Here is a 26827-nt window from a genome sequence, read left to right on the forward strand (position 1 = left end):
TCCCGGCGGGATCATCCGCCGGGACCAGCCAGGGGAATCCCAGATGGTCCTGATCCAGCTTGTGAACGGGCTAATGGAAGGCATGACGCTGTTCCTGATCGCCTCGGGGCTGACGCTGATCTTCGGCGTCACCCGCATCATCAACTTTGCCCACGGCTCGTTCTACATGCTGGGCGCTTTTCTGACCTACGAGCTGGTGGCGGTGATCGCGCCGGGCACGCTGTGGGGGTTCTTCGCCGCCGTGGCGATTTCGGCGGCCGCGGTCTCGGCCTTGGGCATCCTGTTCGAGACCACCGCGCTGCGCCGCATCTACGGCAAGGACGGCATCCTGCAACTGGTGATTACCGTCGCGCTGGTGCTGATCATCCGTGATCTGGTGCGGATGATCTGGGGCGCCAACAGCGTGCCGGTCCAGATGCCAGATGCGCTGATGGGCGCGCTGGTTGTCGGCGACACTTATTTCCCGCTGTTCCCCATCGCGGTCTTCTGCGCCGGGCTGGTGGTGGTGCTGGCGATGATCTGGGTGATCTATTTCACTCGCGCCGGCATCCTGCTGCGGGCGGGCACCGATGACCGCGGCATGGTCGCGCTGCTGGGCGTGAACGAAAAGCTGATCTTTACCGCCGTCTTCGCCGCCGGGGCCTTTCTTGCCGGTCTCGCCGGAGGCTTGAGCGCGCCTTATGGCGAGGTGAACTACCTGCTCGACACCACGATCATCGTCTCGGCCTTCATCGTCTGCGTGATCGGAGGCTTGGGCAATCTTTACGGTGCGCTGGCCGGGGCGCTGGTCGTCGGCGTCACCAAGGCTTTGGGGGTCATGTATTTCCCCCGCCTGTCGATGGTCCTGATCTTCCTGATCATGGCCGCAGTTCTCATCGCCCGCTCCATGGGCCGCCAGGGAGGCCCGGCACGATGACCGCGCAGGACCTGAAGGCCCTCTGGGCAAAGGTCGCCCGCGCCGCGGTCAGCTGGCAGTTCGTTATCCCGGCGCTTGCCCTGGTACTTGCGATCAACTGGCTGGCGCCGACCGCGACCTCGACCCTGATGACCGAGATCATGATCATGGCGCTCTTCGCGTCGTCGCTGAACCTGCTGATGAGCTTTGGCCATATGGTCAGCTTCGGCCATGCCGCCTATTTCGGCCTCGGCGCCTATGGCTTCACGCTGGCGGTGGTGCGGGGAGGCGTGCCGCCCGAGCTGGCGCTGGCCATCGGGCCGCTGGTCGCGGCGCTCGGCGGGCTGGTGTTCGGTGCGCTGTGTGTGCGCCTGACGCAGATCTACTTCGCCATGCTGACGTTGGCCTGCGCGCAGATCACCTATACCGTGCTGTTCCAATGGTATGATTTCACCGGCGGCGATACCGGGATCACCGGCTTCATGACCCCGCGTTTCGGCCTGTCGGAAAAGGGCTATGCCACGGCGGTGCTGGCGGTGGTGGCGATCTGCCTCTTGGCGCTGTGGGGGATCGTCAAGTCGCCGCTGGGCCTGTCGATCCGGGCCGTGGGCCAGGATCGTTACCGGGCGGAGGCGCTTGGTCTCGGCGCGCGGCGGGTGCAGTTGGTGGCCTTTGTCATCGCCGCCTTCTTCGCAGGCGTTGCGGGCACGCTTTATGCGGTGCTGCATGGCGCGGCCTTTCCCGATTACGCGGGCCTCGGCGTCACGCTGGAGGGGCTGATCATGGTGGTGATCGGCGGGCTGAACAGCTTTTCCGGCGGCATCTGGGGCGCCATCATCTACAAACTGCTGGCGGCCTTCGTCTCGAAGGCGATCCACGAATGGGAACTGGTGCTGGGCCTGATCCTTCTGACGATCTGCCTCGTGGCGCCGAAGGGGTTTGCCGGCGTCTCGGCCCGGCTGCGCTCGATGCTGGGGGGGATCATCTGATGGATCCGGTTCTTTCCGCCCGCCACATCCGCAAGGCTTACGGCGATTTCATCGCACTGAAGGACATCTCCTTCGACATCCCGAAGGGCGAGCGCCACGCCCTGATCGGCCCGAACGGGGCGGGGAAATCCACCTTCATCGCCTGCGTCGCCGGACAGCTGCCGGGGGTGGAGGGCGAGATGCTCTTCAAGGGCGAGAACATCCTGTCCCTGCCGCCCGCCCGTCTGGCGCAGAAGGGGATCGGCCGCACCTTCCAGATCAGCCGGGCCTTCCTGCACATGACGGTGCTGGAGAACATGATGGCGGCCTATGTCATCGCCTCGGGCAAATGGGCCTCGCTCTCGGGGCGGGTCTATGCCGAACGGATCGACCGCGCCCATGCCATGCTGGAAACCGTGGGCCTTGCCGACCGGACGCGGGATACGGTCGCGGACTTGAGTCTCGGCGACCGCAAGCGGCTGGAGTTCGGCATGGTGCTGGCCGCCGACCCGGACCTGCTGCTGCTGGACGAACCCACCGCAGGCATGTCGATCAAGGAACGCCACTTCCTGATGGAGATGGTGGCCGAGCGGGTCGATGCGACCGGCAAGACGCTGATCTTCGTCGAACACGACATCGACGTGGTGATGAAGATCGCCGCCCGCGTCACCGTGCTGGTGCGCGGCGCCATCCTCGCGGTCGGCACGCCGCAGGAAATCAAGGCCAATGACGAGGTGCAGGCCGTCTATCTGGGAGGGGGGCATTGATGCTGCGCATTTCAGACCTGCACGCCGCCTACGGCAAGGCCGAGGTTCTGCACGGGATCGACCTGGAGGTCGCGGCGGGAGAGGTCGTCTGCCTGATCGGGCGGAACGGCGTCGGCAAATCCTCGACCATGAAATCCATCGTCCGCGACCAGATCACCGTGACCGGCGGCGAGATCGTCTTCGACGGCGCGTCCTTGGCCGGGATGCGTCCCTATGAGGTGATCCGCCGCGGCGTGGGCTATGTGCCCGAGGACCGGCGTGTCTTCGCCTCGCTCTCGGTGCTGGAAAACCTGAACGTGCCCCGGCCGGTGGCCGCAGGCGACCGCCGCCGCTGGACGGTGGACGAGGTGTTCCGCCTGTTCCCGCAACTGCACGACTACCGCCACCGCAAGGCCGGCGTGATGAGCGGGGGCGAGCAACAGATGCTGTCGATCGCCCGGTCGCTGTTGACCTGCCCGAAGCTCCTCCTGCTCGACGAGCCGCATGAGGGACTTGCCCCGAAGATCGCCGAGGAGGTGGTCGACGCCATCGTCGCGCTGAAGCGCGAGGGGGTGTCGATGATCGTCTCGGAGCAGGCGCTGAACACGATCCGCCGCTGCGCCGACCGGGTTTACGTCATCGACCGCGGCATGACGGCCTGGACTGGCACGGTCGATGGCTTCTACGCCGATCCCGAAATCACCCGCAAATATCTGATGGTTCAGTGAGGCCCCCGATGTATCCCACCATCTTCGACACCGAGGAACTGACCGCGCTGCGCGACCTCGCCCGCAAGTTCGCCGCAGAAAAGCTGGCGCCCGGTTATCAGGCGCGCGAAAAGGCCGGCGGCTTTGGCCCCGATCTGCTGCGCGAGATGGGCGGCCTCGGCCTGATCGCCCCCGAACTGCCCGAGGAATTCGGCGGCCTCGGCTCGGGCGCAATCTATTCTGGCGTCATCATCGAGGAAATCGCCCGCGGCGATTTCAACATCGGATATGTCAACATCCTTGCGTCGCTGAACGGGCAGATCCTGTCCAAGTTCGCCAACCCCGAGATCAAGCGGGAATGGCTGCCTAAGCTGATCGCGGGCGAGCTGATCGTCGCCATCGCCCTGACCGAACCGCGCGGCGGGTCGGATGCGGCGAACCTGGGCCTGCGGATGGAACGCGACGGCGATCACTATGTGATCAACGGCGAAAAGACATCGATCTCCTGCGCCGATCAGGCGAAAGGAGCGGTGGTCTTCGCCCGCACTGGCAAGCCCGAAGACAAGGCGCGCGGCATTTCCGCTGTCTTCGTGCCGATGGACACGCCCGGCATCTCGACCACGCGCTTCACCGATCTGGGCCAGCACGCCATCGGCCGCGGCTCGATCTTCTTCGACAATGTGCGGGTGCCGGTCGACCACCTGCTGGGCGAGGAGGGCAAGGGCTTCGTGCAGGTGATGCAGGGCTTCGACTTCTCGCGCAGCCTGATCGGGCTGCAATGCCTGGGCACCGCGCGGCAGTCGCTGGACGAGACCTGGGAGTATATCGGCGGGCGCAAGGCCTTTGGCAAACCGCTGGCGGCCTTTCAGGGCATTACCCACCAGCTTGCCGATTTCGACACCAAGGTCGAGGCGGCGCGGCTCTTGTCGCTGAACGCGCTGTGGCTCAAGGACAGCGGCCTGCCGCATGTGGCCGAGGCCGCGATGGCCAAATGGTGGCCGCCGCTTCTGGCCTACGAGGCGATCCACGCCTGCCTGCTGATCCACGGCCATGCCGCCTATTCGAACGAACTGCCGTTCGAGCAGCGGCTGCGCGATGTGCTGGGCCTCCAGATCGGCGACGGCACCGCGCATATCATGAAGAACATCATTGCGCGGGAACGCGCCGGCAAGGCCGTCACCGGCTGAGCCAAAGCGAAAGGGGAGGAGGAACCCATGAAATTCGATGCTGTCCTGATCGAACCGCGCCGCGCCCGGATGGAGGCCGAGGGGTTGTGGCCCGGGAAGACGCTGCTCGACTATTTCGAGGAATGTCTGGCCGAAAAACCCGATGCGCCTGCGCTGACCAGCATCGTCGTCGGCGCCGGCATCCGCACGGATCTGACCTGGGCGCAGATCGACGCCCGCGCCTGGCGTGCGGCCGAGGGTCTGCGCCGGCTGGGCTTGGTCAAGGACGATGTTCTGGCCTGCCAGTTGCCGAATTCGTGGGAATTCATCGTTCTTTATATCGCCTGCCGCCGGCTGGGCGTAGTCTTCAACCCGGTGATGCCGATCTTCCGCGAGCACGAGCTGCTGTTCATGCTGAAGCACGGCGAGGTGAAGGCCTTCGTGGTGCCGAAGATCTTCCGCCATTTCGACCACGAGGCGATGGCCGAGGGGATGCGCCCCGACCTTCCCGATCTGCGCCACATCATCGTCGCGGGCGGCGCGGGGCCGAACAGTTTCGACGCGGCTCTGATGGAGCCGGCGCTGGACGACGCGCCGGGCCTGCGCGAGACCAGTGCCCGCGACCGGGGCGACGCCAACGATGTCTGCCAGCTGATCTACACCTCGGGTACCACGGGCGAGCCCAAGGGCGTGATGCACACCGCCAACACGATGTATGCGAACCTGGTGGCCTATTCCGACCGGCTGCATCTCGGGGCCGGGGACATCGTTCTGATGGCCTCGCCGATGGCGCACCAGACCGGCTTCATGTATGGCTTCCTGATGCCCGTGATGCTGAAGGCCCGGATGGTCCTGATGGACAGCTGGGATAAGGCGCTGGCCGCGAGGCTGATCGCGGAGGAGCGGGTGAGCTTCACCATGGCCTCCACCCCGTTCCTGATGGACCTGTCCGCAGCGGTGGAGGAGGGCGGCACCGACGCCTCGTCGCTGCGCATCTTCCTCTGCGCCGGCACCGCGATCCCCGGCCCGCTGGTCGAGCGCGCCCATGCGATCCTGGGCGCCAAGGTGATCTCGGCTTGGGGGATGACCGAAAACGGCGCCGTCACTGTCGTCGCCCCCGAGGATCCCGACGAACGCTCGGTTCATACCGACGGCCGGCCGCTGCCGGGCATGGAGTTGCAGATCCGCGGCACCGACGGCAAGCCGGTGACGGCCGGCCACGAGGGCGAGCTTTACGTCCGGGGCTGTTCCAACTTCGGCGGCTATCTGAAGCGTCCGCAGTGGAACAACACCGACGCCGAAGGCTGGTTCGACACCGGCGACATCGCCCGTATGGACGAGGCGGGCTATATCCGCATCTGCGGCCGCTCCAAGGATGTGATCATCCGTGGCGCCGAGAACATCCCCGTGGTCGAGGTCGAGGCGCTGCTCTACAAGCACCCCGCCGTGCAGCAGGTCGCCATCGTCGCCTATCCCGACGATCGGCTGGGCGAACGGGCCTGCGCCTTCGTCGTGCCCAAACCGGGCCAAGCCCTCGACTTCGCCGGGATGACGGCCTTCCTCAAGGAGCAGCACATCGCGGTGCAATACGTGCCCGAGCGGCTTGAAGTTCGCGACAGGCTGCCCTCCACCGCCTCGGGCAAGATCCAGAAATTCGCGCTGCGCAACGAACTCCGCGCCGAATACGAGGCGGCGAAGAAGGCGCTGGCAGAGCAATGACCGGGATCGCGGGGCCTCGGGCGGTCGTGACGGGGGCGGGCGGTCCGATGGGCCGCGCCGTCGCCCGGCGGCTGGTCGCGGCGGGGGCCAAGGCTTTGGCGCTGACCGACATTTCCGGCACCCGACTTGCCGAAACCGTGGCGATGCTGACCGCCGAACATGCGGACCTGCGGCTCCAGTCGCTGCGCGGCGACGCGACGGTGGCCTCCGAGGCGGAAGCCTTCGCGGCGATGGTGCTGGACAGTTTCGGCGGGGCGGATGTGCTGGTCAACACGGTGGGCGGCATCCGCTCGCCCCGGCTCTACACCCCGTTCCTTGAGATGGACGAGGCGCAGTTCCGCGCCACCTTCGATCTGAACCTGATGGGCAACTTCCACCTGACCCGCGCCTTCGCGCAGGGGATGGTGGACCGTGGCCTCGGCCGGATCGTCAATTTCGCCACCGTGGTCTTCGGCGGCGAGGCGGGACAGGCGGATTACGCCGCCGCCAAGGCCGCAACCGCATCGCTGACGCGCAGCCTCGCCGCCGAACTGGCGCCCGCCGTAACGGTGAATGCGGTGGCGCCGGGCCTGACCCGCACCTCCGTCACCCAAAACATGCCGGAGGCGGAGGCCGCGCGGCTGACCGCGCTGGCCTTCAACCGCCGCATGGCCGAACCGGAGGAGATCGCCGAGGCGGTCGCCTTCTTCGCCTCGGACGCCGCCCGTTTCGTGACGGGTGAGATCATGGCCGTCTCGGGCGGCATCCACCCGCATCTCTGAAAGGCAGACATGACCGAAGCGGTTCATCTTTCCCTCGCCGACGGCATCGCGCTGATCACCATCGACAACCCGCCGGTGAATGTCACCTCGCGCGCGGTGCGCGAGGGGCTGGTCGCGGCGCTGGATGCGGCCGAGGCGGCGGGGGCGGGCCGCGTGGTGCTGACCGGAGCAGGCAAGACCTTCGTCGCGGGGGCGGATGCGAAGGAATTCTCCGCCCCGCCGCAGCCGCCGCACCTGCCCGACATCGTGAACCGGATCGAGGGTTTTCCGGTGCCGGTCGTGGCCGCGATCAATGGCGCGGCGCTTGGCGGCGGGCTGGAACTGGCGCTGGCTTGCGCGGCGCGGGTGGCCGCGCCCGGGGCGACGCTGGGGCTACCCGAGGTGACGCTGGGTGTCGTGCCCGGCGCGGGCGGCACACAGCGGCTGCCGCGTCTGGTCGGGCTGGACCAGGCGCTGTCGCTGATCCCCGAGGGCCGGGTGATCGGCGCGGTCGAGGCGCTGAGGATTGGGCTGGTCGATGCGGTGGAGGAGGACCCGGTTGCCGCCGCGCGCGCGATGGCCCTCCCGGATCGCCCCGCCACCGGCCTGCGGCCCGCCCCGCAGTTGCAGCCCGAAGCCTTCGACAATGCGCTGAGATCTGCCGCGAAACGCAGCCTCCGGCAGATCGCGCCCGTCAGGGCCATCGAACTGATCGAGGCGTCGACCCGCCTGCCGCTGTCAGAGGGGCTGGCGCAGGAACGTGCGACCTTCCTCGACCTCAAGACCGGCGATCAGGCGGCGGCCTTGCGGCATGTCTTCTTCGCCGAGCGCGCCGCACAGGGGCAGGGGCGCAGCGGCGGGGCCGTGATCGCCTCTGCGGTGGTCGTCGGCGGCGGCACCATGGGGGCGGGTATCGCCTATGCGCTGGCGCAGGTGGGCATCACGGTGACGCTGGTCGAAACCGATACGGCCGCGGTCGAACGGGCGCGCGCGAATGTCGCGAGGCTCTATACCGAGGCCGTGGCGCGCGGCAAATCCTCCTCCGACGCGGCCGAAGCCGCGCTGGCCGCGCGCCATTCCTTTCATGCGGGCTATGACGGCCTGCCCCCGGTGGACATCGCCATCGAGGCGGTGTTCGAGGATCTGGAGGTCAAGCGCCGGGTCTTTGCCACGCTGGATGCCGCGCTGCCGGAAACCACCATTCTGGCGACCAACACCTCTTACCTCGATCCGAACCGTATCGCCGAAGGGCTGCGCAATCCGGGCCGCTTCCTGGGGCTGCATTTCTTCAGCCCGGCGCATGTGATGAAGCTGGTCGAGGTGATCCGGGCGCGGGACACCACCGGGGATACGCTGGCCACCGCGCTTCGGCTGGCCGGTCGGCTGAAGAAGATCCCGGTGCTTGCCGGAGTCTGCGACGGGTTCATCGGCAACCGTATCCTGACCCGCTATCGCCAGGCCTGCGACGTGATGCTGATCGAAGGCGCGCTGCCCGCGCAGGTCGATGCGGCGATGCGCGGCTTCGGCATGGCGATGGGGCCTTACGAGGTGCAGGACCTGTCCGGCCTCGACATCGCCTATGCGAACCGCAAGCGGTTGGGATGGAAGACGAAACCCGGTTTCCGCTATATTCCCATCGCCGACCGGATCGTCGAGGAAACCGGGCGCCTCGGCCGCAAGACCGGCGCCGGCTGGTATGATTATCTTGACGGCAAGGCCAGCGCCTCGGTCCTGATCGACCGGATCGTGGCCGAGGAATCCGCCGGGGCCGGCATCGCGCGGCGCGACTTTGCGGATGACGAGATCGTCGCCCGCGCCACCGCCGCCATGGTCGAGGAAGGCTTCCGTATCCTGTCCGAAGGCATCGCCGAACGCTCGGCCGACCTCGACCTGGTGCTGGTCCATGGCTACGGCTTCCCGCGTTGGCGCGGCGGGCCGATGCACTGGGCGGGCCGCACCGGCCTGACCGAAATCCTGCGGCGGATCGAGCGCTATGCCGCCGAAGACCCGCTGTCCTGGGCCGTGCCCGACCTGCTGGCCCGCGCCGTGGCCGAGGGCAAGACCCCCGAAGACCTGTGAGGACCGAATGATCGACGCTTTCATCTGCGACTATATCCGCACGCCCATCGGCCGCTACGGCGGGGCGCTGGCCCCGGTGCGGCCCGACGACTTGGCCGCACTGCCGCTGGCGGCCCTTCTGACGCGCAACCCCGGCCTCGACCCTTCGGCGGTCGAGGAGGTCTGGTTCGGCTGCGCCAACCAGGCGGGAGAGGACAACCGCAACGTCGCGCGCATGGCGCTGCTGCTGGCAGGTCTGCCCGAGACGGTGCCGGGGGTGACGGTGAACCGGCTCTGCGGCTCGGGGCTGGAGGCGGTCGCGGCGGCCGCCCGCGCCGTGCAGTCGGGCGACATGGATCTGGCCATCGCCGGCGGGGTGGAGAGCATGACCCGCGCGCCCTTCGTGATGCCCAAGGCGGGGGCCGCCTGGGCCCGCGCGACCGAGGTGCATGACACCACCATCGGCTGGCGCTTCGTCAACCCGCGGATGCAGGCGCAATACGGGACCGAGTCCATGCCGGAAACCGCGCAGAACCTGGCCGATGAACACGGCATCAGCCGCGAGGATCAGGATGCCTTCGCCTTGCGCTCGCAGGAAAAGGTGGCGGCGGCACAGGCAAACGGTCGGCTGGCCCAGGAAATCCTGCCGGTGACGGTGGCTCTTGGGCGCGGCAAGACTGTCGAGGTGGCGCAGGACGAACACCCGCGCGCCACCACGCTGGCCGATCTGGCGAGGCTGAAGCCGATCACCCGCCCCGATGGATCGGTCACGGCCGGCAATGCCTCGGGCGTGAACGACGGCGCGGCGGCGCTGATCGTGGCCTCCGCCGCGGCGGTCAAACGGCATGGCCTGACGCCCCGCGCGCGCATCGTCGGCGGCGCCTCGGCGGGCGTCGCGCCGCGGGTGATGGGCTACGGCCCGGTGCCTGCGGTGCGCAAGCTGCTGGAGAAGGCCGGCATCGGCCTCGACGCGCTGGCGCTGATCGAATTGAACGAGGCCTTCGCCGCGCAGGCGCTGGCCGTGCTGCGCGGCCTGGGCCTTGCCGATGACGACCCGCGCGTGAACCCCAATGGCGGCGCCATCGCCCTTGGCCATCCGCTGGGCATGTCGGGCGCCCGCATCGCCGGCTCGGCCGCGCTGGACCTGTCGCAGGGCAGCGGCCGGTTCGCGCTGGCCACGATGTGCATCGGCGTCGGCCAGGGCGCGGCGCTGCTTCTTGAACGTGTTTGATCCCCGGAGGATTTCTGATGACCGATAAACCGAAACTCAAACCGAAAGACGCGCCCGATCTCGGCCGTTTCGATTGGGAAGACGCCTTCCGGCTGGATGGGCAACTGACCGAGGACGAGCGGATGCTGCGCGACGCGGCGCGCAGTTTCTCGCAGGAGAAGCTGCAACCGCGCGTCATCAGGGCCTTCGCCGAAGAGGAAACCGATCCGGCGATCTTCCGTGAGATGGGCGAGATGGGCCTCTTGGGCGTGACGGTGCCGGCGGAATACGGCGGGCTGGGGGCGAGCTATGTCTCCTACGGCCTGATCGCCCGCGAGGTAGAGCGGGTGGACAGCGGCTATCGCAGCATGATGTCGGTGCAGTCCAGCCTGGTGATGTATCCGATCTATGCCTACGGGTCCGAGGAGCAGCGCCGGAAATATCTGCCGAAACTGGCGAGCGGCGAATGGATCGGCTGCTTCGGCCTGACCGAACCCGACGCGGGCTCGGATCCGGCGGGGATGAAGACCACGGCGAAGAAGTCGGCGAGCGGCTATGTGCTGAACGGCACGAAGACGTGGATCTCGAACGCGCCCATCGCCGATGTCTTCGTGGTCTGGGCGAAATCCGAGGCGCATGGCGGCAGGATCCGCGGCTTCGTGCTGGAGAAGGGCACCAAGGGCCTCTCGGCACCGAAAATCGGCGGCAAGCTCTCGCTCCGCGCCTCGATCACCGGCGAGATCGTGATGGACGATGTCGAGGTCGGTGAGGACGCGCTGTTGCCGCATGTCGAGGGGCTGAAGGGTCCGTTCGGCTGCCTCAACCGCGCCCGGTATGGCATTTCCTGGGGCGTCCTCGGCGCGGCCGAGTTCTGCTTCCACGCCGCGCGGCAGTATGGCCTGGACCGCAGGCAGTTCGGGCGGCCGCTGGCCAACACGCAGATCTACCAACTGAAGCTGGCGGACATGCTGACGGAGATCAGCCTTGGCCTTCAGGCATCCTTGCAGGTCGGGCGGCTTCTGGACGACGCGAATGCAGCACCCGAGATGGTATCCATCGTCAAGCGCAACAACTGTGGCAAGGCGCTGGAGATTGCCCGCATCGCCCGCGACATGCACGGCGGCAACGGCATTTCCGAAGAATTCCAGGTGATCCGCCACATGGTCAACCTTGAAACCGTCAACACCTATGAAGGCACCCATGACGTCCACGCCCTGATCCTGGGCCGTGCGATCACCGGCCTTCAGGCTTTTTATTGAGGATTGCGCGATGAAGGTATTGGTGCCTGTAAAACGGGTGGTCGACTACAACGTGAAGGTTCGCGTGAAGGCGGACGGGACGGGTGTCGATCTTGCGAATGTGAAGATGTCAATGAACCCCTTTGACGAGATCGCGGTCGAAGAGGCGATCCGTCTGAAGGAAAAGGGCGCGGCGTCCGAGATCGTGGTGGTCTCCATCGGAGTGAAGCAGGCGCAGGAAACCCTGCGGACCGCGTTGGCGATGGGTGCCGACCGAGCGATCCTCATCGAGGCGGCGGCCGACGTGCATACCGACATCGAACCGCTGGCGGTGGCGAAGCTGCTGGCTGCGGTGGTGAAAGAAGAGGCCCCGGGTCTGGTGCTGGCCGGCAAGCAGGCCATCGACAACGACATGAACGCCACCGGCCAGATGCTGGCGGCGCTGCTCGGCTGGGCGCAGGGCACCTTTGCCTCGGAACTGGCGATCGAGGGCGACCATGCCAAGGTCACCCGCGAGGTGGACGGCGGGCTGCAGACGATCAGCGTCAAGCTGCCCGCAATCGTCACCGTCGACCTGCGGCTGAACGAGCCGCGCTATGCCTCGCTGCCAAACATCATGAAGGCCAAGGCCAAGCCGTTGGCGACCAAGACGCCCGCCGACTACGGCGTGGACGTGAGCCCGCGGCTGACCGTGGTGAAGACGGTGGAACCGGCGGGCCGCAAGGCCGGGGTCCGGGTCGGCTCGGTGGACGAGCTGATTGCGAAACTGAAAGACGAAGCGGGGGTGATCTGATGGCCGTTCTTCTTCTTGCCGATGTGAATGACGGGCAGCTTGCCACCGACTCGGTGGCCAAGGCCGTCGATGCCGTGAAGGGTCTGGGCGAGGTCCACCTGCTGGTGGCCGGCCCCGACGCCGCCGCTGGCGAGGCGGCGCAGCTGGACGGCGTGGCCAAGGTGCTGAAGGCCGCCGACGGCGCCTATGACCACGGGCTGGCCGAGTCGATCTCGGCGCTGATCGTGTCGCTGGCCGGCAACTACAGCCATATCTGCGGCGCGGCGACGGCCTATTGCAAGAACGTGATGCCCCGCGTGGCCGCCCTTCTGGACGTGATGGTGGTCTCGGATGTCACCGCGGTGACCGACGCCGACACCTTCGAGCGGCCGATCTATGCCGGCAACGCGATCCAGACCGTGAAGTCGGCCGACGCGAAGAAGGTCTTCACCGTGCGGACGGCGAACTTCACCGCCGTGGGAGATGGCGGTTCGGCTGCGGTCGAGGCGGTCTCCGGGCCTTCGGGCGACGGGCTGTCTTCCTGGGTCGAGGACAAGGTCGCGGCCTCGGACCGGCCGGAACTGACCTCGGCCAAGATCGTGGTCTCGGGCGGCCGCGGGGTGGGGTCGAAGGAGAGCTTCGACATCATCGAGGCGCTGGCCGACAAGCTGAACGCCGCCGTGGGCGCCTCGCGTGCCGCGGTCGATTCGGGCTTTGCGCCGAACGACTGGCAGGTGGGTCAGACCGGCAAGGTGGTGGCGCCGCAGCTTTACATCGCCTGCGGCATCTCGGGCGCGATCCAGCATCTGGCGGGGATGAAGGACTCGAAAGTCATCGTCGCCATCAACAAGGACGAAGAGGCCCCGATCTTCCAGATCGCCGACTACGGCTTGGTCGGAGACCTGTTCACGCTGGTGCCCGAACTGACGGGCAAACTTTGAACCCAAGCTTTCGGGGGCCGGCTGCCTCCGGAACTCCAAGGAAGATCGAGGACAGAAAATGCAGCCCTCTCCTGCGCGCGAAAGCATGGAATACGATGTCGTCATCGTCGGCGCCGGGCCCTCGGGCCTGTCCGCAGCGATCCGGCTGAAACAGCTGGACCCCGAGCTTTCGGTGGTGGTGCTTGAGAAGGGGTCCGAGGTCGGCGCCCATATCCTTTCGGGCGCGGTGCTGGATACTTGCGGACTGGATGCCCTGCTGCCCGACTGGCGGACCATGGATGCGCCGGTCAAGGTGCCGGTGAAGGAGGACAAATTCTACATCCTCGGCCCGGCGGGCAAGGTGCGCATCCCGAACTGGCCGATGCCGCCGCTGATGAACAACCACGGTAAATACATCGTCTCGATGGCCAATGTCTGCCGCTGGATGGCGCAGGTGGCCGAGGGGCTGGGGGTGGAGATCTTCCCCGGCATGTCCTGTTCGGAACTGGTCTATGACGGCGACCGGGTGGCCGGCGTCGTCGCCGGCGAATTCGGCCGCGACCCCGAGACCGGGGAGCCGGGGCCGTCCTACGAACCCGGCATGGAACTGCGCGGCAAATACGTCTTCCTGGGCGAGGGCGTGCGCGGGTCCTTGGCGAAGGAGATCATTGCCAAGTATGACCTGTCCAAGGGCCACGAGCCGCAGAAATTCGGCCTCGGTATGAAGGAGATCTGGGAGATCGACCCGGCGAAGCACAAGCTGGGCACGGTCACCCATACGATGGGCTGGCCGCTCGGCTCCAACGCCGGAGGCGGTAGCTTCATCTATCACCTTGAAAACAATCAGGTCTATGTGGGCTTCGTGGTCCACCTAAACTACAAGAACCCCTACCTCTACCCCTACATGGAATTCCAGCGCTTCAAGCATCACCCGATGGTGGCCGAGCTGCTGGAGGGCGGCAAGCGCGTGGCCTATGGCGCGCGGGCGATTTCCGAGGGCGGCTATCAGTCGATGCCGAAGATGGTGGCGCCCGGCGTTGCCCTGCTCGGCTGCTCGGCTGCTCGGTCGGCATGGTCAACGTGCCGCGGATCAAGGGCAACCACAACGCCATGCTGTCCGGCAAGGCCGCGGCCGAGGCCGCCCATGCCGCGATCAAGGCCGGCCGGATGGGCGACGAGCTGTCGGATTACGAGACCGAGGTCCGCACCGGCGCCATCGGCAAGGATCTGAAGAAGGTTCGCAAGTCAAGCCGCTGTGGTCGAAATACGGGCTGATCGCCAGCCTGATGGGCGGCGGTGCGGACATGTGGCTGAACGAGATGGCTGTCGAGGCTGGTGTCGCAGCGATGACCATTCTGGGCGAGATACGATTCCCTGCGCCAGTCACGTGGGTGGAGTTCGACTATCGTGAGTTGGTGGTTGTTCGTTTCGAAAGGGGTTCACCTGCGACCGCGCATGACGATCGCCCCATCGGATCGGGTCATCGGGGCTTCCTGATTGATGGTCAACAGGATGACCATCTGCTGATCACGATGTTCAGTCGCGAGTCAGGCAGCAGGATCATGGATCCGCTCACCGGCGCCTGCAGCCAGGCATAGAACCCGCTCGGCTGGATGCGCAGGCACCGGCACATCGCACGGATGGAAAACTGACCCCGATGCTCGGCCACGAACGCGTATCTCACTTTGCATCCCTGGCGAAATACGCGGTGGCTTTATTTAGGATGTCACGTTCCTCCGATACCCGGACCAGCTCTCGCTTCAGTCGTCGGATCTCGGCATCCTTTGCCGTCTCACCCGACACCGCCTTCGCGAACTTGCGCTTCCAGGCATAGAGCGAGTGCGTGCTCACCCCGAGCCGCTCAGAGACCTCCTTGGCCGGGTAGCCCCGCTCCGTGATCTGCGCCACCGCATCGCGCTTGAAATCGTCAGTGAAATTACCTGTGCCCATCATGGCCTCCTTGCCTCAAAGTTAGCGAAAAAGGCGTCCACGAAACATGGGGCTATTCAATGTTTCCCTGGTCATGATGGCCTTCGCCATGACGACCGTCATCCGCCATCATGCCAATGCCGCGCCGCCCCCAAAAACGATGCGCAGACCCCATCGCCTCCCTTGATCCGATGGTCTGTCCAGGAAATCCGCCGCATCGCCAATCGCATGGCACAGCGTCAAATCCAGCCCGCACAGATCATCGCATGGTCGCTGTGGCGAAGGGCGCATCAGGCCGCAGCAAGACAGGCTCATATCAAACTGAAAACGCAACTGTAATGCTAGGGCGCGGAAAGATTTGATAGCAAAATTTACTATCTACACAGCCAAGGAGGAACTTCGAAATTTTGCTGGCTCGTCACTTTTGTTGCGCATTGCAATCGCACGGATGGAGACGGCTCGGCTAGCAGCTACTTTTACTAAATTTCTGAGGATCCGATGCTGCGAGGTAAAGGGCGGTTTCGGCGGACCATTCGCTGCGGTCCACCTGAACGGCTGCTTCGTCAAGGTTGCTGCGACAGCCATGCCGCACCTCCGTCAGTCTGCTTCCCGCCCGTTGTCACGACGTCGATTTTTCGAACCGTGATGCTCATGCGGCCAAGCATTCCGCCGGCCGCCAGTCACCTTGATGCAAAGACAAGTATTTCTGGAATCTAGCCCCCGCAACCACTTCTGTCATGGAACCGCACGGAAATGGTCGAGCGCTGGCGGGAGCGGTGGGCCGATCATGTCAACGAGCGACTGGCCAAACTCGACATTGTCGCCCGCATCGATCATCGCAGCCTTGAGGCACAGAGCATCGAACTGGAACCGCAGAGCCAGATCGGAGCACCGGCACAGCGGATCGAGCGGGAGGGCATGGAGGCGGATGCAGGTATCGCCGGCTCCGTTGCGGATAGGCGTATGCATCAAGGCTCGCTTTGGAGATGTCGATGCCGACCGTTTGTGGTAGGGAATTATCCATCTTTTCCGCTGTCCTATTCTTGTCATCCGGGCCCGAAGCCCTGGTTTCTATCCAGGCCTGTTGGAAAAGAAAGGGGTGATCACACTAATCGACGGTCCTCCACCACCGAGACAACTTCGATCCATCCCCTTCCGCCCGATCCGGGGCGGCCACCCCGGATCGAGCATCTCATAATGCCCAAGCAGACGGAAAAGTCATAAGACAAGACAACCCCATCAGTTCATTCCAAGTCAAACGCTATGGCTCACGATGGTAGAACTTAACGTATGCGTAAACCGTCGGTTGCAAATATCCTGACTACTTCGGGCTTGAATCTTAGTGTCAACCTGGTGCCGGCGCGGATTTCCTCGGCATCGCGCTGTTCAGCAACGATGGCCTGGCCGTCATGGAGACGCGCATAGAGATAACGCGTGCCACCAAGATATTCGCTGAAGTCGACGGTGGCGGCCAATCCATTCTCAGTGCCAAGGCTGATATGTTCGGGGCGGATGCCAAGCTGCACCGGACCCGATGCGCCCCTGACCGCCGAGGCGAAGGGCGGATTTCCCGCCACCGACACGGTGCCGTCCGGCGCGATGGTGGCGGTCAGGAAGTTCATCTTGGGCGATCCGATGAAGCCCGCGACGAAGCTGTTGTCGGGATCCTCGTAGACCTGCCGGGGCGTGCCGGTCTGCTCGATCCGTCCGTCGCGCAGCACGACGATCTTGTCGGCGAGCGTCATCGCCTCGGTCTGGTCGTGGGTGACATAGACCATCGTGTTGCCCAGTTCACGATGCAGCCGGGCGATCTCGATGCGCATCGACACCCGAAGCTCGGCGTCGAGATTGGACAGCGGCTCGTCGAACAGGAAGACCTCGGGCTTGCGCACGATGGCCCGCCCGATGGCGACCCGCTGGCGCTGGCCGCCCGAAAGCTGGCCGGGCCGGCGGTCGAGCAGCGGCTCGATCTTCAGGATGCGCGCGGCAGCGAGCACCTGGCTCTCGATCTCGGCCGCGGGCGTATGCGCCATGCGCAGCCCGAAGCCGAGATTCTCGCGCACGCTCATATGCGGATAGAGCGCATAGGACTGAAACACCATGGCGATGCCACGCTGCGAGGGATCAAGGTCGGTGACATCGCGCCCCCCGATCTCGACCAGCCCGTCGGTCACCTCCTCAAGCCCGGCGATCATCCGAAGAAGCGTCGATTTTCCGCAGCCGGACGGCCCGACGAACACCACGAACTCGCCGGGCCCGATGTCGAGATCGACCCCGTGGATGACCTCGACGCCGCCGAAGGACTTGCGGACCTGCCGCAGGCACATGCCAGCCGATTGCGCCATGACGTTCACTCCCGATGCTCCCTGACCCAGACCATCATCTCGCCCGGTTCGCGGTTGTCCCACAGATGATAGGGCACGAGACGCGCGGTGGTCTGCTCCACGTCCGGGGTGTTTTCTGCATAGAGATCGTCGCCCCAGGTCGTCGTCCGTTCGCGCAGCGCCGGGGCGTCGATAGCGACGGCGCCGTCGAGATCGGGCAGCGGCGCGGTCTGCATCCGTTCGGCCGCGTTTTCCAACTGCAGCGTGTGAAGGCAGCATCCGTTGTCCACCCCCTCAAGGCAATAGACCAGCGGGCCCCGCAGGACCGCCGCGCGACCGGCATTGTGCCGGACCAGCGGATGGGTGCGCAGAACCCGCGGCTTCAGCGCCAGCGTCAGCGACAGGCTGTCGCCGTCGGCCCAGTCGCGTTCGATACGGGCGTAGCCCTTGACCATCACCGCGGAAAGATCCACCTCTTCGCTATTGACCGCAAGCCGGGTGCCATGGGACCATTCGGGGATGCGCAGCGAAAGCGCGAACCGGGCCGGCGCCTCGGCCTCGATCCTCAGCGCGATCTCGCCCGACCACGGATAGTCGGTCTCCTGCACCAGCGTGAAGCGCGCACCGTTCGCAAGCTCGATCCGCGCCTGGCTCGTGCAGTAGAGATGCACGGCGACCTCGTCATCGGCCACGCCATAGAGATAGGAGCCGAGCGAGGTGACCAGCCGCGCGATGTTGGGCGGGCAGCAGGGACAGGGATGCCACTCCCAGCGATGATGCCGGCCGGCGCTTTCCAGAGGGTTGTCGTAGAAGAACCGCTTGCCGTCGATCGAAAGCCCGGTGATCGCGCCGTTGTAGAGCGTCTGCTCCATGATGTCGGCATAGCCCCGGTCCGGCCCGCGCCCCAGCATCCGCGAGGCCCAGAACACCAGTGCCACCGAGGCGCAGGTCTCGGCATAGGCGGTGTCGTTGGGCAGGTCGTAATGCTCGGTGAAGCCCTCGTTGGCCTCTGCCGGCCCGATCCCGCCCGTCACATACATCTGCTTCTGCGTCAGATCCGCCCAGAGCGTCTCCAGCGCGCGCGTCAGGCTGTCGTCATGATATTCGGTGGCGATATCGGCCATGCCCGAATAGAGATACATCGCGCGCACCGCATGGCCGACCACCTTGGTCTGCTCCCGGACCGGCAGATGCGACTGGGTATATTCGAGCGTGTTCGCCTGCACGCCCTTGGGATCGCGTCCGTGGGCCAGCGCCTCTTCGATGAAGAAGTTGGGCTGCTGGCCGCGCTCGTCGATGAAGAACTTCGCCAGATCCATGTAGTCCTGGCGGCCGGTTTCGCGCGCGAGGCGCACGAGCGCGAGTTCGATCTCCTCATGGCCGCAATAGCCGCGCACCTGCCCCGGCCCGGGTCCGAATTTCCGCACCAGATGGTCGGCCATCCGGCACATGATGTCGAGGAACTTGCGCTTGCCGGTCGCCTGATAATAGGCCACGGCCCCCTCGATCATGTGACCCGCACAGTAAAGCTCGTGGAAGTCGCGCAGGTTGGTCCATTTCCATTCCGGCTTCACCCGCTGGAAGAACGAGTTGAGATAGCCGTCCGGCTCCTGGAGCTTTTCGTAGAGGTCGATGATCGCATCGGCGCGCGCCTCGAGCTCGGGATTGGGCTTGCGGTAGAGCGAATAGGCGATGGTCTCGATCGACTTGCCGAGGTCGCTGTCCCAGAACATCTGCGACGTTCCGAGCCATTGCACGATGGGAATGACGATGCCGGGGCTTGGCACGTCGGGGTCGATCTGTTCCAGCATGCGCGCCTCGACGCAGCGGTCCAGCAGGGCGGCGGCGGTGTGGTCGCAGACAGCATCCTGCCAGCGGCCCCAGAACCCGCCGACGCTGACGGCAGGCACGGGAAGGGGGCGGAATTGGCGCGTGGGGATGGTTGGCATCGGGTTTTTCCTGAAGAGTGAGGTCATTTGACGGCGCCGGCCATGAGCCCGCGCATGTAGTAGCGTTGCAGGGCAAGGAAGACGAACAGGCACGGGATGGTCATGACCATCACCCCCGCCTGCACGGCCCCCCAGTTGATCGCGCCCAGCCGTCCCGCGCGCACTGCGGTCATCAGCACCGGCAGCGTATAGTTCTCGTTGCTGGAGAGCAGGATGAGCGCGGCGAGGAACTCGTTCCAGGCGTTGAGAAAGGCGAAGATCGCGACCGTCGCGACCCCCGGCATGACGAGCGGCAGCAGCACCCTGACCAGAAGCTTGAGGTCGCGCGCACCGTCGATCCGCGCCGCTTCCTCGATCTCCTTCGGCACCGCGTCGAAAGCGTTGCGCATCATGAAGACCGAAAAGGGCAGTTGCAGCGTCACATAGACCAGCGTCAGCCCGACCAGCGAATTGTTGAGCCCCAGCTTCGCGAGGATGATGAAGAGCGGCGTCAGGATCGACTGGAACGGGATCATCAGCGTGGCGATGATCAGCACGAAGAAGGCGTTCCGGAACGCGAACCGATAGCGCGAGAAGCCGTAACCGGCCAGCAGCGCGACCACCACCGTCAACACGACCGTCCCCAGCGAGACCACCGCCGAATTGAGGACATGCTGCCAGATGCCGGCCCCGAAGCCGTCGAGCGCGGCATAGGCGTCGAAGCTGATCCCGGTCCTCGGCCAGGGCGGCAGCGGCGGCGTCTGCGATTCCGCATTGGAGCGCAGCGAGGAGAGGCCGGCCCAGAAGAACGGCGCCAGAAAGAAGAAGGACGCGAGGATCCCGAAGCCGTGATAGCCGAGATTGCCCAGAAGCCTGCCCCGCGCCCGTTTTGCGCTGCCTGTGCTCATCGGTCGTCCCCCACCCGCAGAAGCCGGAGCTGGATCACGCTGAACACGACGAGGATGGCCAGAAGTGCTATGGACAGCGCCGAGCCGTAGCCGAGCTGGAACGACACGAAGGATTGGTTGAAGATGTAGTAGACGACCGAGATCATCCGGTTCTGCGGCCCGCCGCTGGTCATGATGTAGAACTGGTCAAAGGCCAGCACCGAGCCGGTGATCGACAGGATCAGCGCCAGCGCCAGCGTGCGGCGCATCAGCGGCAGGGTCAGATGGCGGAACCGCTGCCAGGCGCTCGCCCCGTCGATCCGCGCCGCCTCGGTCACGTCCGAGGGGATCGCCTGCAACCCGGTCAACAGGATGATCATGGTAAAGCCCGCGATCTTCCAGACCACCATCACGATGATGGTCGCGAAGGCATTGTCGAATGTCGCAAGCAGGTTGGCGCTGCGTCCGGTCGCTCCGAACATGCGCAGGATCGGCGTGAACAGCCCGCTGTCCACATTGGCAAGCCAGACCCACAGCAGCGAGGCCGTGGCAAGGCCGACCACCACCGGCAGAAAGAAGATGGTCCGATAGACGGCGACCCCGCGCCGCTGCTTCTCGACGAAGAGCGCCAGCGGAAAGGCGACCGCGAAGATGGCGATGGTGACGACCACGGTATAATAGGCGGTGAAGCCGAGCGCGGCGAGGAAGCGCGTATCGGAAAACATGCGGGCATAGTTCCGCAACCCGATCCAGCGCGGCTCACCCAGCAGGGGCCAGTTGTGCAGACTCATCCAGACCGTGAACAGAACGGGGATGACGAAGAACACCGTCACCAGCGCCACGGCCGGCGCGATATAGAGCAGGCCGGGCCATTGCCGCCCGAAGCGCTTGCGGCGCCGTGGGGGAAGCGGATGCGACAGCGATGTCGCCGCAGGAAAAGTCATGGCAATCTCGCAGCAGATTGGAGGGCGGAAGGCCATCCGGCCTTCCGTGCACGGTCGGTTGCGCTCAGGGGGCGCTGTCGAGAATCGCCTGCATTTCCGACTGGGCGTAGTCGAAGGCGTCATCCACGTCGTCGCCGAAGATGGCGGCGTTGGTGAAGGTTGCCCAGGGCCCGTTGGCGCTGTTGATCACGTCGTTGAACACCAGCGTATAGGGTGTTTTCGCGATACTGATCGCCTCGGCGGCGACGTGCAGGCGCGGATCGAGCCCTTCCAGCGTTTCCTCGGCGATGTCACCCCGGCTGGGCAGCGAGCCGTTCTGCGCAAGGATACGCTGGCCTTCGGGCGAATAGGCGAATTCGATGAATTCCTTCACCGCCTCGAGGCGCGGGGTGCCGCGCGTCACGATGATGTTGTCCCCGCCCGCGAAAGACGCCTTGCCGCCATCGACGCCGGGGATCAGGGTCACGCCGAAATCCAGCTCGGGATGATCGTTCACCAGCGATCCGATCTGGAACGCACCCAAGGACTGCTGGCCGATCTTGCCGTTCGTGATCGACAGGAAGTTGACGCCATTGTCGGTCACCGCCCCTTCGGGGACCAGGTCCTTCTCGACCATGGTGCGGTAGATGTCGACGGCGGCCCGCATCTGCGGCGTGTCGAGCGTCGCGGTCCTGCCGTCCTCGGACAGGATGTCGGCGCCCGAGGCCCAGACGATGGGCGCGAAGGTGAAGATCATGCAGCCGCCGCAGCCGCCGCCCGAGAAATAAAAGCCGTAGTGGCCATCGCCCAGCTTGCGGATGGCCTCGGCATTGGCGGTGATCTCCTCCCAGTTTTCGGGCGCCTTCTCGGGATCGAGGCCGGCGGCCCGATAGAGATCCTTGTTCCAGGCAAAGATCGAGGTCTCGACCAGCAGCGGCAGGCCGTAGACCGAGCCCTCATAGGTGCCGAGCTTGACGTGGGACGGGGACAGCGTGTCGAAATAAGGCAGCGAGCGTGCCCATTCGCTCAGATCCTCGAGTTGCCCGGCCGCGGCGAAGGATGGGGTATAAATGAGATCGAGCGAGAGAGCGTCGGGCGCCTGCCCACCGGCGGCGGCGGCGGCGTATTTCTGAACCAGTTCGGCAAAGGGGACTTCCGTCACCGAGATCTGGTTCTCGTGGTTGGCATTATAGGCATCGGCAAGGGACGTGAAGGCCGTTCCAATGCCAGTGCGCACCCACATGTCGATGGTCTCTTGTGCGACACTCGCCGAGCCAAGGCACAGTGACGCAACGGTCGACATCGCAAACAGTCTGAACATGATCTTCCTCCCTGAAACGCCGGTCTCCCCTCCGGCTGGTCGTCTAGGTTACGGCGCCGGTGCCCCTCCACATGACTGGCGGACCACAAGCCGGCAGGCCATCCGGCGCAGCCCCGGCGCAACTTGCTTTCCCTCGGCCAGCGCCAGAATAAGGCGTCCGGCCTCTCGGCCGAGGTCTTTCAAATTCATGTCGACGGTCGTCAACGGCGGGCGCGTCGCGGCGGCAACCAGTTCCCAATTGTCGAAGCCTACGACCGAGACCGCCCCCGGCACGTCGACGCCGCGCTCGCGCAGTGCATCCACGACACCGCGCGCGATCTGATCGTTGCCGCAGAAAATGCCATCCGGCGGCCTTGCCCGATCCTCCCAGATCTGAGCCACCGCCCGGTGGCCCCAAGCCTCTGACCACTCGCCGTAAAGCACCGGCGCATCCGCGCCCGCCACGTCCCTGAATGCGCCCGCGCGCTCGTGGACCGAAGCAAAGCTTCCGGGTCCGGTGACATGAACGATGTGGCTGCGGCCGAGCCGCGCCAGCCATTCGACGGCCTCGCGCGAACCCTGGGCATCGTCGGAAACCAGCTGGACGGCATCCTCGGGGGCGCCGGTGAAGGCATAGACGACAGGGATAGGCAAATCTGCAAGATCGACGGGCAGCCGATGGTCGATGCGCTTTCCGGTGGCGATGATGCCGTCGACCTGCTTGTCCAGCATGGCGTCGACATGCACCTTGCCCAGTTCGGGATCGTTCCCGATCGTACAGAGGAAGACCGATACTCCGTGATCGACGAGAGCCTCGGAAACCCCGGCCATGACAGGCAGGGTGAAGCGGCCATAGGTGTCGTTGGTCAGCAATCCGACCGTAAAGCTACGCCGGCTGATCAGCCCTCGTGCCAAGGCATTGGGCCGGAAACCAAGCTCGGCGGCGATGCGCTCGATCCGATCCCGCGTCTCCACCGCCATTCGCCCGGTCCCGTTCAGCGCCTTCGAGGCTGTGGCAATACTTACTCCGGCGGCGTTCGCCACATCGTATATGCGCACACGGGACAAGTTCGGGCTGGACACAGAGAAATCCTTTTCTCAAGCATGGGTAAACGTTTTCTCATTTTCGGTCAAGGCGAAATCTGGCCTTGCGCATTCTTTCGTCGAGATGCCGGATCGGGCGATTCCGCTGCAACAATCAAAAAAGTCGAGGCGCCCTTCGGAAATGCAGCGCAGCAGGCCTTCACCGATCAGCCCCTTCAGCCGCCACCCCATCCATGGATATCTATCGCGGCAAGAACCAGAGCGAGGAGGAGTTTGGCGCCTACGCCGGGAAGGTGGGCGCGCAGGTGCCTCTAAGCCGCATGGGCAACCGTAAGAAATCGGGTCGGCTGTGCTGTTTCTCGCCAGCGATTCGTCAAGCTACACGATGGGCGCCGAGATCGCCGTCGATGGACAGGGCGGAGTTGTGAACCATGCTACTGGATGATGATCTGTCCGTCCGTACCCTCTTCCATGCCGCCGCGCGGCATTGGATGCTTCTTTGCGATCGCAGGGTGCAACGCGGGCTTTCAGCACTGAAAATCATCGTGGCTTCCGACAATTTCTGTCTCATGCGGATCCCGTAAGGTTCAAGGCGCGCGCTCGTTCCCGAGGAGCGCCCAATTTTATCGCCGCAAAAGGATCATATTCAGCATCCTGTCAGCGAGCGTGCCGAAGGGTGGACGCAGCAGCGCGGCGGCGTTCCATCGGCCCTGCTCGAAAATGCCCTTGGCATGGCTCATCGAGCGGAAGCCCTCGACCCCGTGATAAGCACCCATGCCGCTCGACCCGACGCCGCCGAAGGGCAGATCGTCCTGCGCGATGTGCAAGAGCGTGCCGTTGACGGTGACGTTGCCCGAGGTGGTCCGCGTCAGCACCTTGTTCCGGTCGTCCCCATCGGAGCCGAAATAGTAAAGCGCCAGGGGCCGGGGGCGGGCGTTCACATAGGCGATCGCCTCATCGATCCCGCGATAGCCTACCACCGGCAGGATGGGGCCGAAAATCTCCTCCTGCATGATCCGCATGTCGTCCGTCGCATTCAGCACCAGCGTCGGCGCTAGGGTGTGCGAGCGCTGGCTTGCCTGCTCGGCGTTGCGCCCGACCGTCCTGATCTGCGCGCCCTTGTCGCGCGCATCGGCGATCAGGCCGGACAGCCGGGCGTGGTGATGGTCGTTGATGATCGCCGTGTAATCCTGGCTTGCAGGACCGTCCGGATAAAGGGCCGCGACGGCCTTGTCGAAAGCCGTCGCAAAGGCGTCGATTTCGCTTTCATCCACCAGCGCATAGTCGGGCGCGATGCAGGTCTGGCCCGCATTGGCGAACTTGCCGTAGGCGATGCCGGCAGCCGCATGGTCTATCGGATGATCCTTGGCGACGATCACGGGCGACTTGCCTCCCAGCTCCAGCGTCACCGGCACCAGATTGTCGCTCGCAGCCCGCATCACCTTGCGCCCGACCGGCGTGCTGCCGGTGAAAAGCAGGTGATCGAACGGCAGCGCCGAAAAGGCCGCGCCCACGTCAGCATCGCCCGTGACGACCGCGACCTGCTCCTGGGGGAAAACATCGGCGAGCATCCGCACCAGCAGCTCGCTGGTGGCCGGCGTGAACTCCGAAGGCTTGAGCATCGCGCGGTTGCCGGCCGCGAGCGCGGTCGCCAGCGGCATCAGAGCCAGTTGGAGCGGGTAGTTCCACGGAGCCATGATCCCGATCACGCCGAGCGGCTGATATTCGACGCGGGCGCGGCCGAAGCGCAGCGGCAAGGCGACATGCCGGTGCGACGGACGCATGAAGCGGCGCAGGTTCCTGCGCAGATAGTCGATCCCCGTCACAAGCGGGAAAATCTCCATGATCGCCGTTTCGTGGCGAGAGCGGTGGCCGAAATCCGCGTTCAGCGCGTCCTCGAATTCGCTCCGCCGCGCGAGCATGGCGGATCGCAGGGTTTTCATGTGCTCGCGGCGTTGGGCAAGCGTTGGCGGACCGGCGCGGAGAAACGCTGCGCGCTGGAGAGCGAGGATGTCTTCAAGCGGATTGCCTGTCTCGATCGTGTCAGTGCTGTTCATGTCCGCCTCCAAAGTTGACAGTAGAAACTTCATGGCGTTGACATAAGCTCTGAAAGTAGGCATTGTCAACATATGTTTTCACTGACAACTTCTGGATCGCCCATGCCCGACGCTGCCGACCGCCCCTATCATCACGGCGACCTCAAGCGCGCTGTCATCGACACCGCCATGGCCATGTTGCATGAGGATCGCGGATGGCAGTTCACCTTGCGCGAGATCGCCCGGCGGGCTGGCGTCAGCCATGCCGCGCCCTACAAGCATTTCGCGGACAAGTCGTCGCTACTGGCGGAAATGGCGCTGATCGGTTTCGACCGGCTCCGCGCGGCCTTGACGCCGGATGAGGCGAAGCCGGCCGACGCATTGCGCGATGCGTTCTTTACGATGGCGCGCGCCTATATCCGCTTTGCGACCACCAACCCCGGCCTTTACCGGCTGATGTTCAGCGCCGATGCCGGGAAACCTGCGGACGTGCATCTGGACGAGCGGGCGCTTGCCGCCTGCGAACCGCTGATCGAGCTGCTGGAGCGTGGTCAGGCCGAAGGGGCACTTCGCCGGCGCGAGGTTCGCGGCCAGATGGCGGCCTGCTGGGGGCAGATGCACGGTCTGGCGCTGTTGACCATCGACGGCATTCTTCTCCCCGAGAAGGTTGGGGCCGATGCGCTGGACAATGCCCTCATGACGCTTCTGGAGGGGTTGGAGGCGTAGCCTGCCCAAGACTCGCGGCGGGCTCCGAGCCAAGGATATGAGCCTTTTCTCCATGCGGGCCGAGCGCCGCCGATATGTTAGATGGGCTGTCCATTCGTCAAGAAGGGCGCATACAGGTCCGTGTGATCGGTTGTTCCGGAGGTAGCCCGGCGATCGGGGATGGGAGAGCCCGCCGGACCACTCCCGGGTTCGATCTGCGACGATGGCGGCATGTGCCGCCTTGGTGCTTTGAGCGCATGCCTCGGGCTGGTCGTGAGGCCCGGTCGCACTGCGATGCAGCGCCGTGAGCCTCTCATCTGGTAAAACCCCCGTCGCGGGTCTCGTATTGGACCTGTGAAGATCGACAACGGACGCAGCTTCACAGGTCGTCGGATCAATACTGGCCGTGATCCCTGCAGTATGTCCAGAGAGAAATGCCCTGCGGACTAGGTCGGCGGCGGCTTGCAGCCAACGAGCCGCAAGGACAACTGCAGAGGGAAAGCAAAGTCATTGTTTCTCCGATTTACGCAACTGTTGTATCCTGAATTGCTCCCTGGCGATCTGACGGCCGATGATCCGCGCTAGAGTCAGGACCCATAAACCTGCTTGAGC

General features: G+C 65.2%; 23 protein-coding genes and 2 pseudogenes. 16 read left to right on the plus strand and 9 right to left on the minus strand.

All coding sequences use genetic code 11. From position 1 onward, the window contains the following. Positions 1 to 43: 43 nt before the first annotated feature. The 14 genes and pseudogenes from PXD02_RS01855 to PXD02_RS01920 all read left to right on the plus strand — a co-directional run bounded on the left by PXD02_RS01855 (position 44) and on the right by PXD02_RS01920 (position 14737). Positions 44 to 916: a branched-chain amino acid ABC transporter permease gene (locus tag PXD02_RS01855; protein WP_275105270.1), complete on the plus strand. Its 873-nt coding sequence runs from the start codon at positions 44 to 46 to the stop codon at positions 914 to 916. Next, the gene (locus PXD02_RS01860) at positions 913 to 1884 is read left to right on the plus strand and encodes a branched-chain amino acid ABC transporter permease (RefSeq protein WP_275105271.1); all 972 of its coding nucleotides are present in this window, start codon (positions 913 to 915) and stop codon (positions 1882 to 1884) included. The genes PXD02_RS01855 and PXD02_RS01860 overlap by 4 nt, the downstream gene beginning before the upstream one ends. Further along, positions 1884 to 2630: an ABC transporter ATP-binding protein gene (locus tag PXD02_RS01865; RefSeq protein ID WP_275105272.1), complete on the plus strand. Its 747-nt coding sequence runs from the start codon at positions 1884 to 1886 to the stop codon at positions 2628 to 2630. Before PXD02_RS01860 ends, PXD02_RS01865 begins: the two co-directional genes overlap by 1 nt. Continuing rightward, positions 2630 to 3337 carry an ABC transporter ATP-binding protein gene (locus PXD02_RS01870; protein WP_275105273.1) on the plus strand — a complete coding sequence of 236 codons (708 nt, stop codon included), beginning with the start codon at positions 2630 to 2632 and terminating at the stop codon, positions 3335 to 3337. Before PXD02_RS01865 ends, PXD02_RS01870 begins: the two co-directional genes overlap by 1 nt. A gap of 8 nt (positions 3338 to 3345) precedes the next feature. Beyond that, on the plus strand, positions 3346 to 4503 hold the full coding sequence (gene aliB / locus PXD02_RS01875; RefSeq protein ID WP_275105274.1) for a cyclohexanecarboxyl-CoA dehydrogenase: 1158 nt from the start codon (positions 3346 to 3348) through the stop codon (positions 4501 to 4503). A 27-nt stretch (positions 4504 to 4530) separates the two neighbouring features. Continuing rightward, complete coding sequence (gene aliA / locus PXD02_RS01880) at positions 4531 to 6201, plus strand: cyclohexanecarboxylate-CoA ligase (RefSeq protein ID WP_275105275.1); 1671 nt, start codon at positions 4531 to 4533, stop codon at positions 6199 to 6201. Continuing rightward, positions 6198 to 6962: an SDR family NAD(P)-dependent oxidoreductase gene (locus tag PXD02_RS01885; RefSeq protein ID WP_275105276.1), complete on the plus strand. Its 765-nt coding sequence runs from the start codon at positions 6198 to 6200 to the stop codon at positions 6960 to 6962. The genes aliA and PXD02_RS01885 overlap by 4 nt, the downstream gene beginning before the upstream one ends. A gap of 9 nt (positions 6963 to 6971) precedes the next feature. Continuing rightward, positions 6972 to 9020 (plus strand): 3-hydroxyacyl-CoA dehydrogenase NAD-binding domain-containing protein, encoded by a 2049-nt coding sequence (locus PXD02_RS01890; protein WP_275105277.1) that lies wholly within the window; start codon positions 6972 to 6974, stop codon positions 9018 to 9020. Positions 9021 to 9027: 7 nt separating this feature from the next. Next, the gene (gene pcaF / locus PXD02_RS01895) at positions 9028 to 10230 is read left to right on the plus strand and encodes a 3-oxoadipyl-CoA thiolase (protein WP_275105278.1); all 1203 of its coding nucleotides are present in this window, start codon (positions 9028 to 9030) and stop codon (positions 10228 to 10230) included. 17 nt (positions 10231 to 10247) lie between these two features. Beyond that, positions 10248 to 11468 carry an acyl-CoA dehydrogenase gene (locus PXD02_RS01900; RefSeq protein ID WP_275105279.1) on the plus strand — a complete coding sequence of 407 codons (1221 nt, stop codon included), beginning with the start codon at positions 10248 to 10250 and terminating at the stop codon, positions 11466 to 11468. 10 nt (positions 11469 to 11478) lie between these two features. Further along, positions 11479 to 12240 (plus strand): electron transfer flavoprotein subunit beta/FixA family protein, encoded by a 762-nt coding sequence (locus PXD02_RS01905; RefSeq protein WP_275105280.1) that lies wholly within the window; start codon positions 11479 to 11481, stop codon positions 12238 to 12240. After that, on the plus strand, positions 12240 to 13160 hold the full coding sequence (locus PXD02_RS01910) for an electron transfer flavoprotein subunit alpha/FixB family protein (RefSeq protein WP_275105281.1): 921 nt from the start codon (positions 12240 to 12242) through the stop codon (positions 13158 to 13160). The genes PXD02_RS01905 and PXD02_RS01910 overlap by 1 nt, the downstream gene beginning before the upstream one ends. A 58-nt stretch (positions 13161 to 13218) precedes the next feature. Further along, a pseudogene (locus PXD02_RS01915) lies at positions 13219 to 14461 on the plus strand (NAD(P)/FAD-dependent oxidoreductase); the annotation flags it as partial. Further along, positions 14444 to 14737 carry a hypothetical protein gene (locus tag PXD02_RS01920; RefSeq protein ID WP_275106475.1) on the plus strand — a complete coding sequence of 98 codons (294 nt, stop codon included), beginning with the start codon at positions 14444 to 14446 and terminating at the stop codon, positions 14735 to 14737. The pseudogene PXD02_RS01915 and the gene PXD02_RS01920, both read left to right, overlap by 18 nt. On the opposite strand, the pseudogene PXD02_RS01925 reads toward PXD02_RS01920, so the two are convergent. After that, positions 14710 to 15089 (minus strand): annotated as a pseudogene (locus PXD02_RS01925) (transposase); the annotation flags it as partial. The gene PXD02_RS01920 and the pseudogene PXD02_RS01925 sit on opposite strands and share 28 nt — an antisense overlap. 732 nt (positions 15090 to 15821) lie before the next feature. Here PXD02_RS01925 and PXD02_RS01930 point away from each other — a divergent pair. Continuing rightward, a complete protein-coding gene (locus PXD02_RS01930; protein WP_275105282.1) occupies positions 15822 to 16292 on the plus strand; it encodes a MobA/MobL family protein in 471 nt (156 codons plus the stop codon). A gap of 59 nt (positions 16293 to 16351) precedes the next feature. On the opposite strand, the gene PXD02_RS01935 is transcribed toward PXD02_RS01930, so the two are convergent. The 8 genes from PXD02_RS01935 to PXD02_RS01970 form a co-directional block, all read right to left on the minus strand. Further along, positions 16352 to 17413, minus strand: a complete 1062-nt coding sequence (locus PXD02_RS01935; RefSeq protein ID WP_275105283.1) for an ABC transporter ATP-binding protein — start codon at positions 17411 to 17413, stop codon at positions 16352 to 16354. A 5-nt stretch (positions 17414 to 17418) separates the two neighbouring features. Then, complete coding sequence (locus PXD02_RS01940; RefSeq protein WP_275105284.1) at positions 17419 to 19341, minus strand: glycoside hydrolase family 127 protein; 1923 nt, start codon at positions 19339 to 19341, stop codon at positions 17419 to 17421. Between the two features lie 23 nt (positions 19342 to 19364). Next, positions 19365 to 20228 carry a carbohydrate ABC transporter permease gene (locus PXD02_RS01945; RefSeq protein WP_275105285.1) on the minus strand — a complete coding sequence of 288 codons (864 nt, stop codon included), beginning with the start codon at positions 20226 to 20228 and terminating at the stop codon, positions 19365 to 19367. Next, positions 20225 to 21151 (minus strand): carbohydrate ABC transporter permease, encoded by a 927-nt coding sequence (locus PXD02_RS01950; RefSeq protein ID WP_275105286.1) that lies wholly within the window; start codon positions 21149 to 21151, stop codon positions 20225 to 20227. Before PXD02_RS01950 ends, PXD02_RS01945 begins: the two co-directional genes overlap by 4 nt. A gap of 64 nt (positions 21152 to 21215) precedes the next feature. After that, positions 21216 to 22451, minus strand: a complete 1236-nt coding sequence (locus PXD02_RS01955; RefSeq protein ID WP_275105287.1) for an ABC transporter substrate-binding protein — start codon at positions 22449 to 22451, stop codon at positions 21216 to 21218. A 48-nt stretch (positions 22452 to 22499) separates the two neighbouring features. After that, a complete protein-coding gene (locus tag PXD02_RS01960; protein WP_275105288.1) occupies positions 22500 to 23513 on the minus strand; it encodes a LacI family DNA-binding transcriptional regulator in 1014 nt (337 codons plus the stop codon). Positions 23514 to 23528: 15 nt separating this feature from the next. Beyond that, positions 23529 to 23705 (minus strand): hypothetical protein, encoded by a 177-nt coding sequence (locus tag PXD02_RS01965; RefSeq protein ID WP_275105289.1) that lies wholly within the window; start codon positions 23703 to 23705, stop codon positions 23529 to 23531. 392 nt (positions 23706 to 24097) lie between these two features. Then, positions 24098 to 25531, minus strand: a complete 1434-nt coding sequence (locus PXD02_RS01970; protein ID WP_275105290.1) for a coniferyl aldehyde dehydrogenase — start codon at positions 25529 to 25531, stop codon at positions 24098 to 24100. A 102-nt stretch (positions 25532 to 25633) separates the two neighbouring features. Here PXD02_RS01970 and PXD02_RS01975 point away from each other — a divergent pair, with 102 nt between their 5' ends. After that, a complete protein-coding gene (locus tag PXD02_RS01975; RefSeq protein ID WP_275105291.1) occupies positions 25634 to 26236 on the plus strand; it encodes a TetR/AcrR family transcriptional regulator in 603 nt (200 codons plus the stop codon). The last annotated feature ends 591 nt before the right edge of the window (positions 26237 to 26827 follow it).

Source organism: Paracoccus sp. S3-43, assembly GCF_029027965.1.
Classification (GTDB): Bacteria; Pseudomonadota; Alphaproteobacteria; order Rhodobacterales; family Rhodobacteraceae; genus Paracoccus.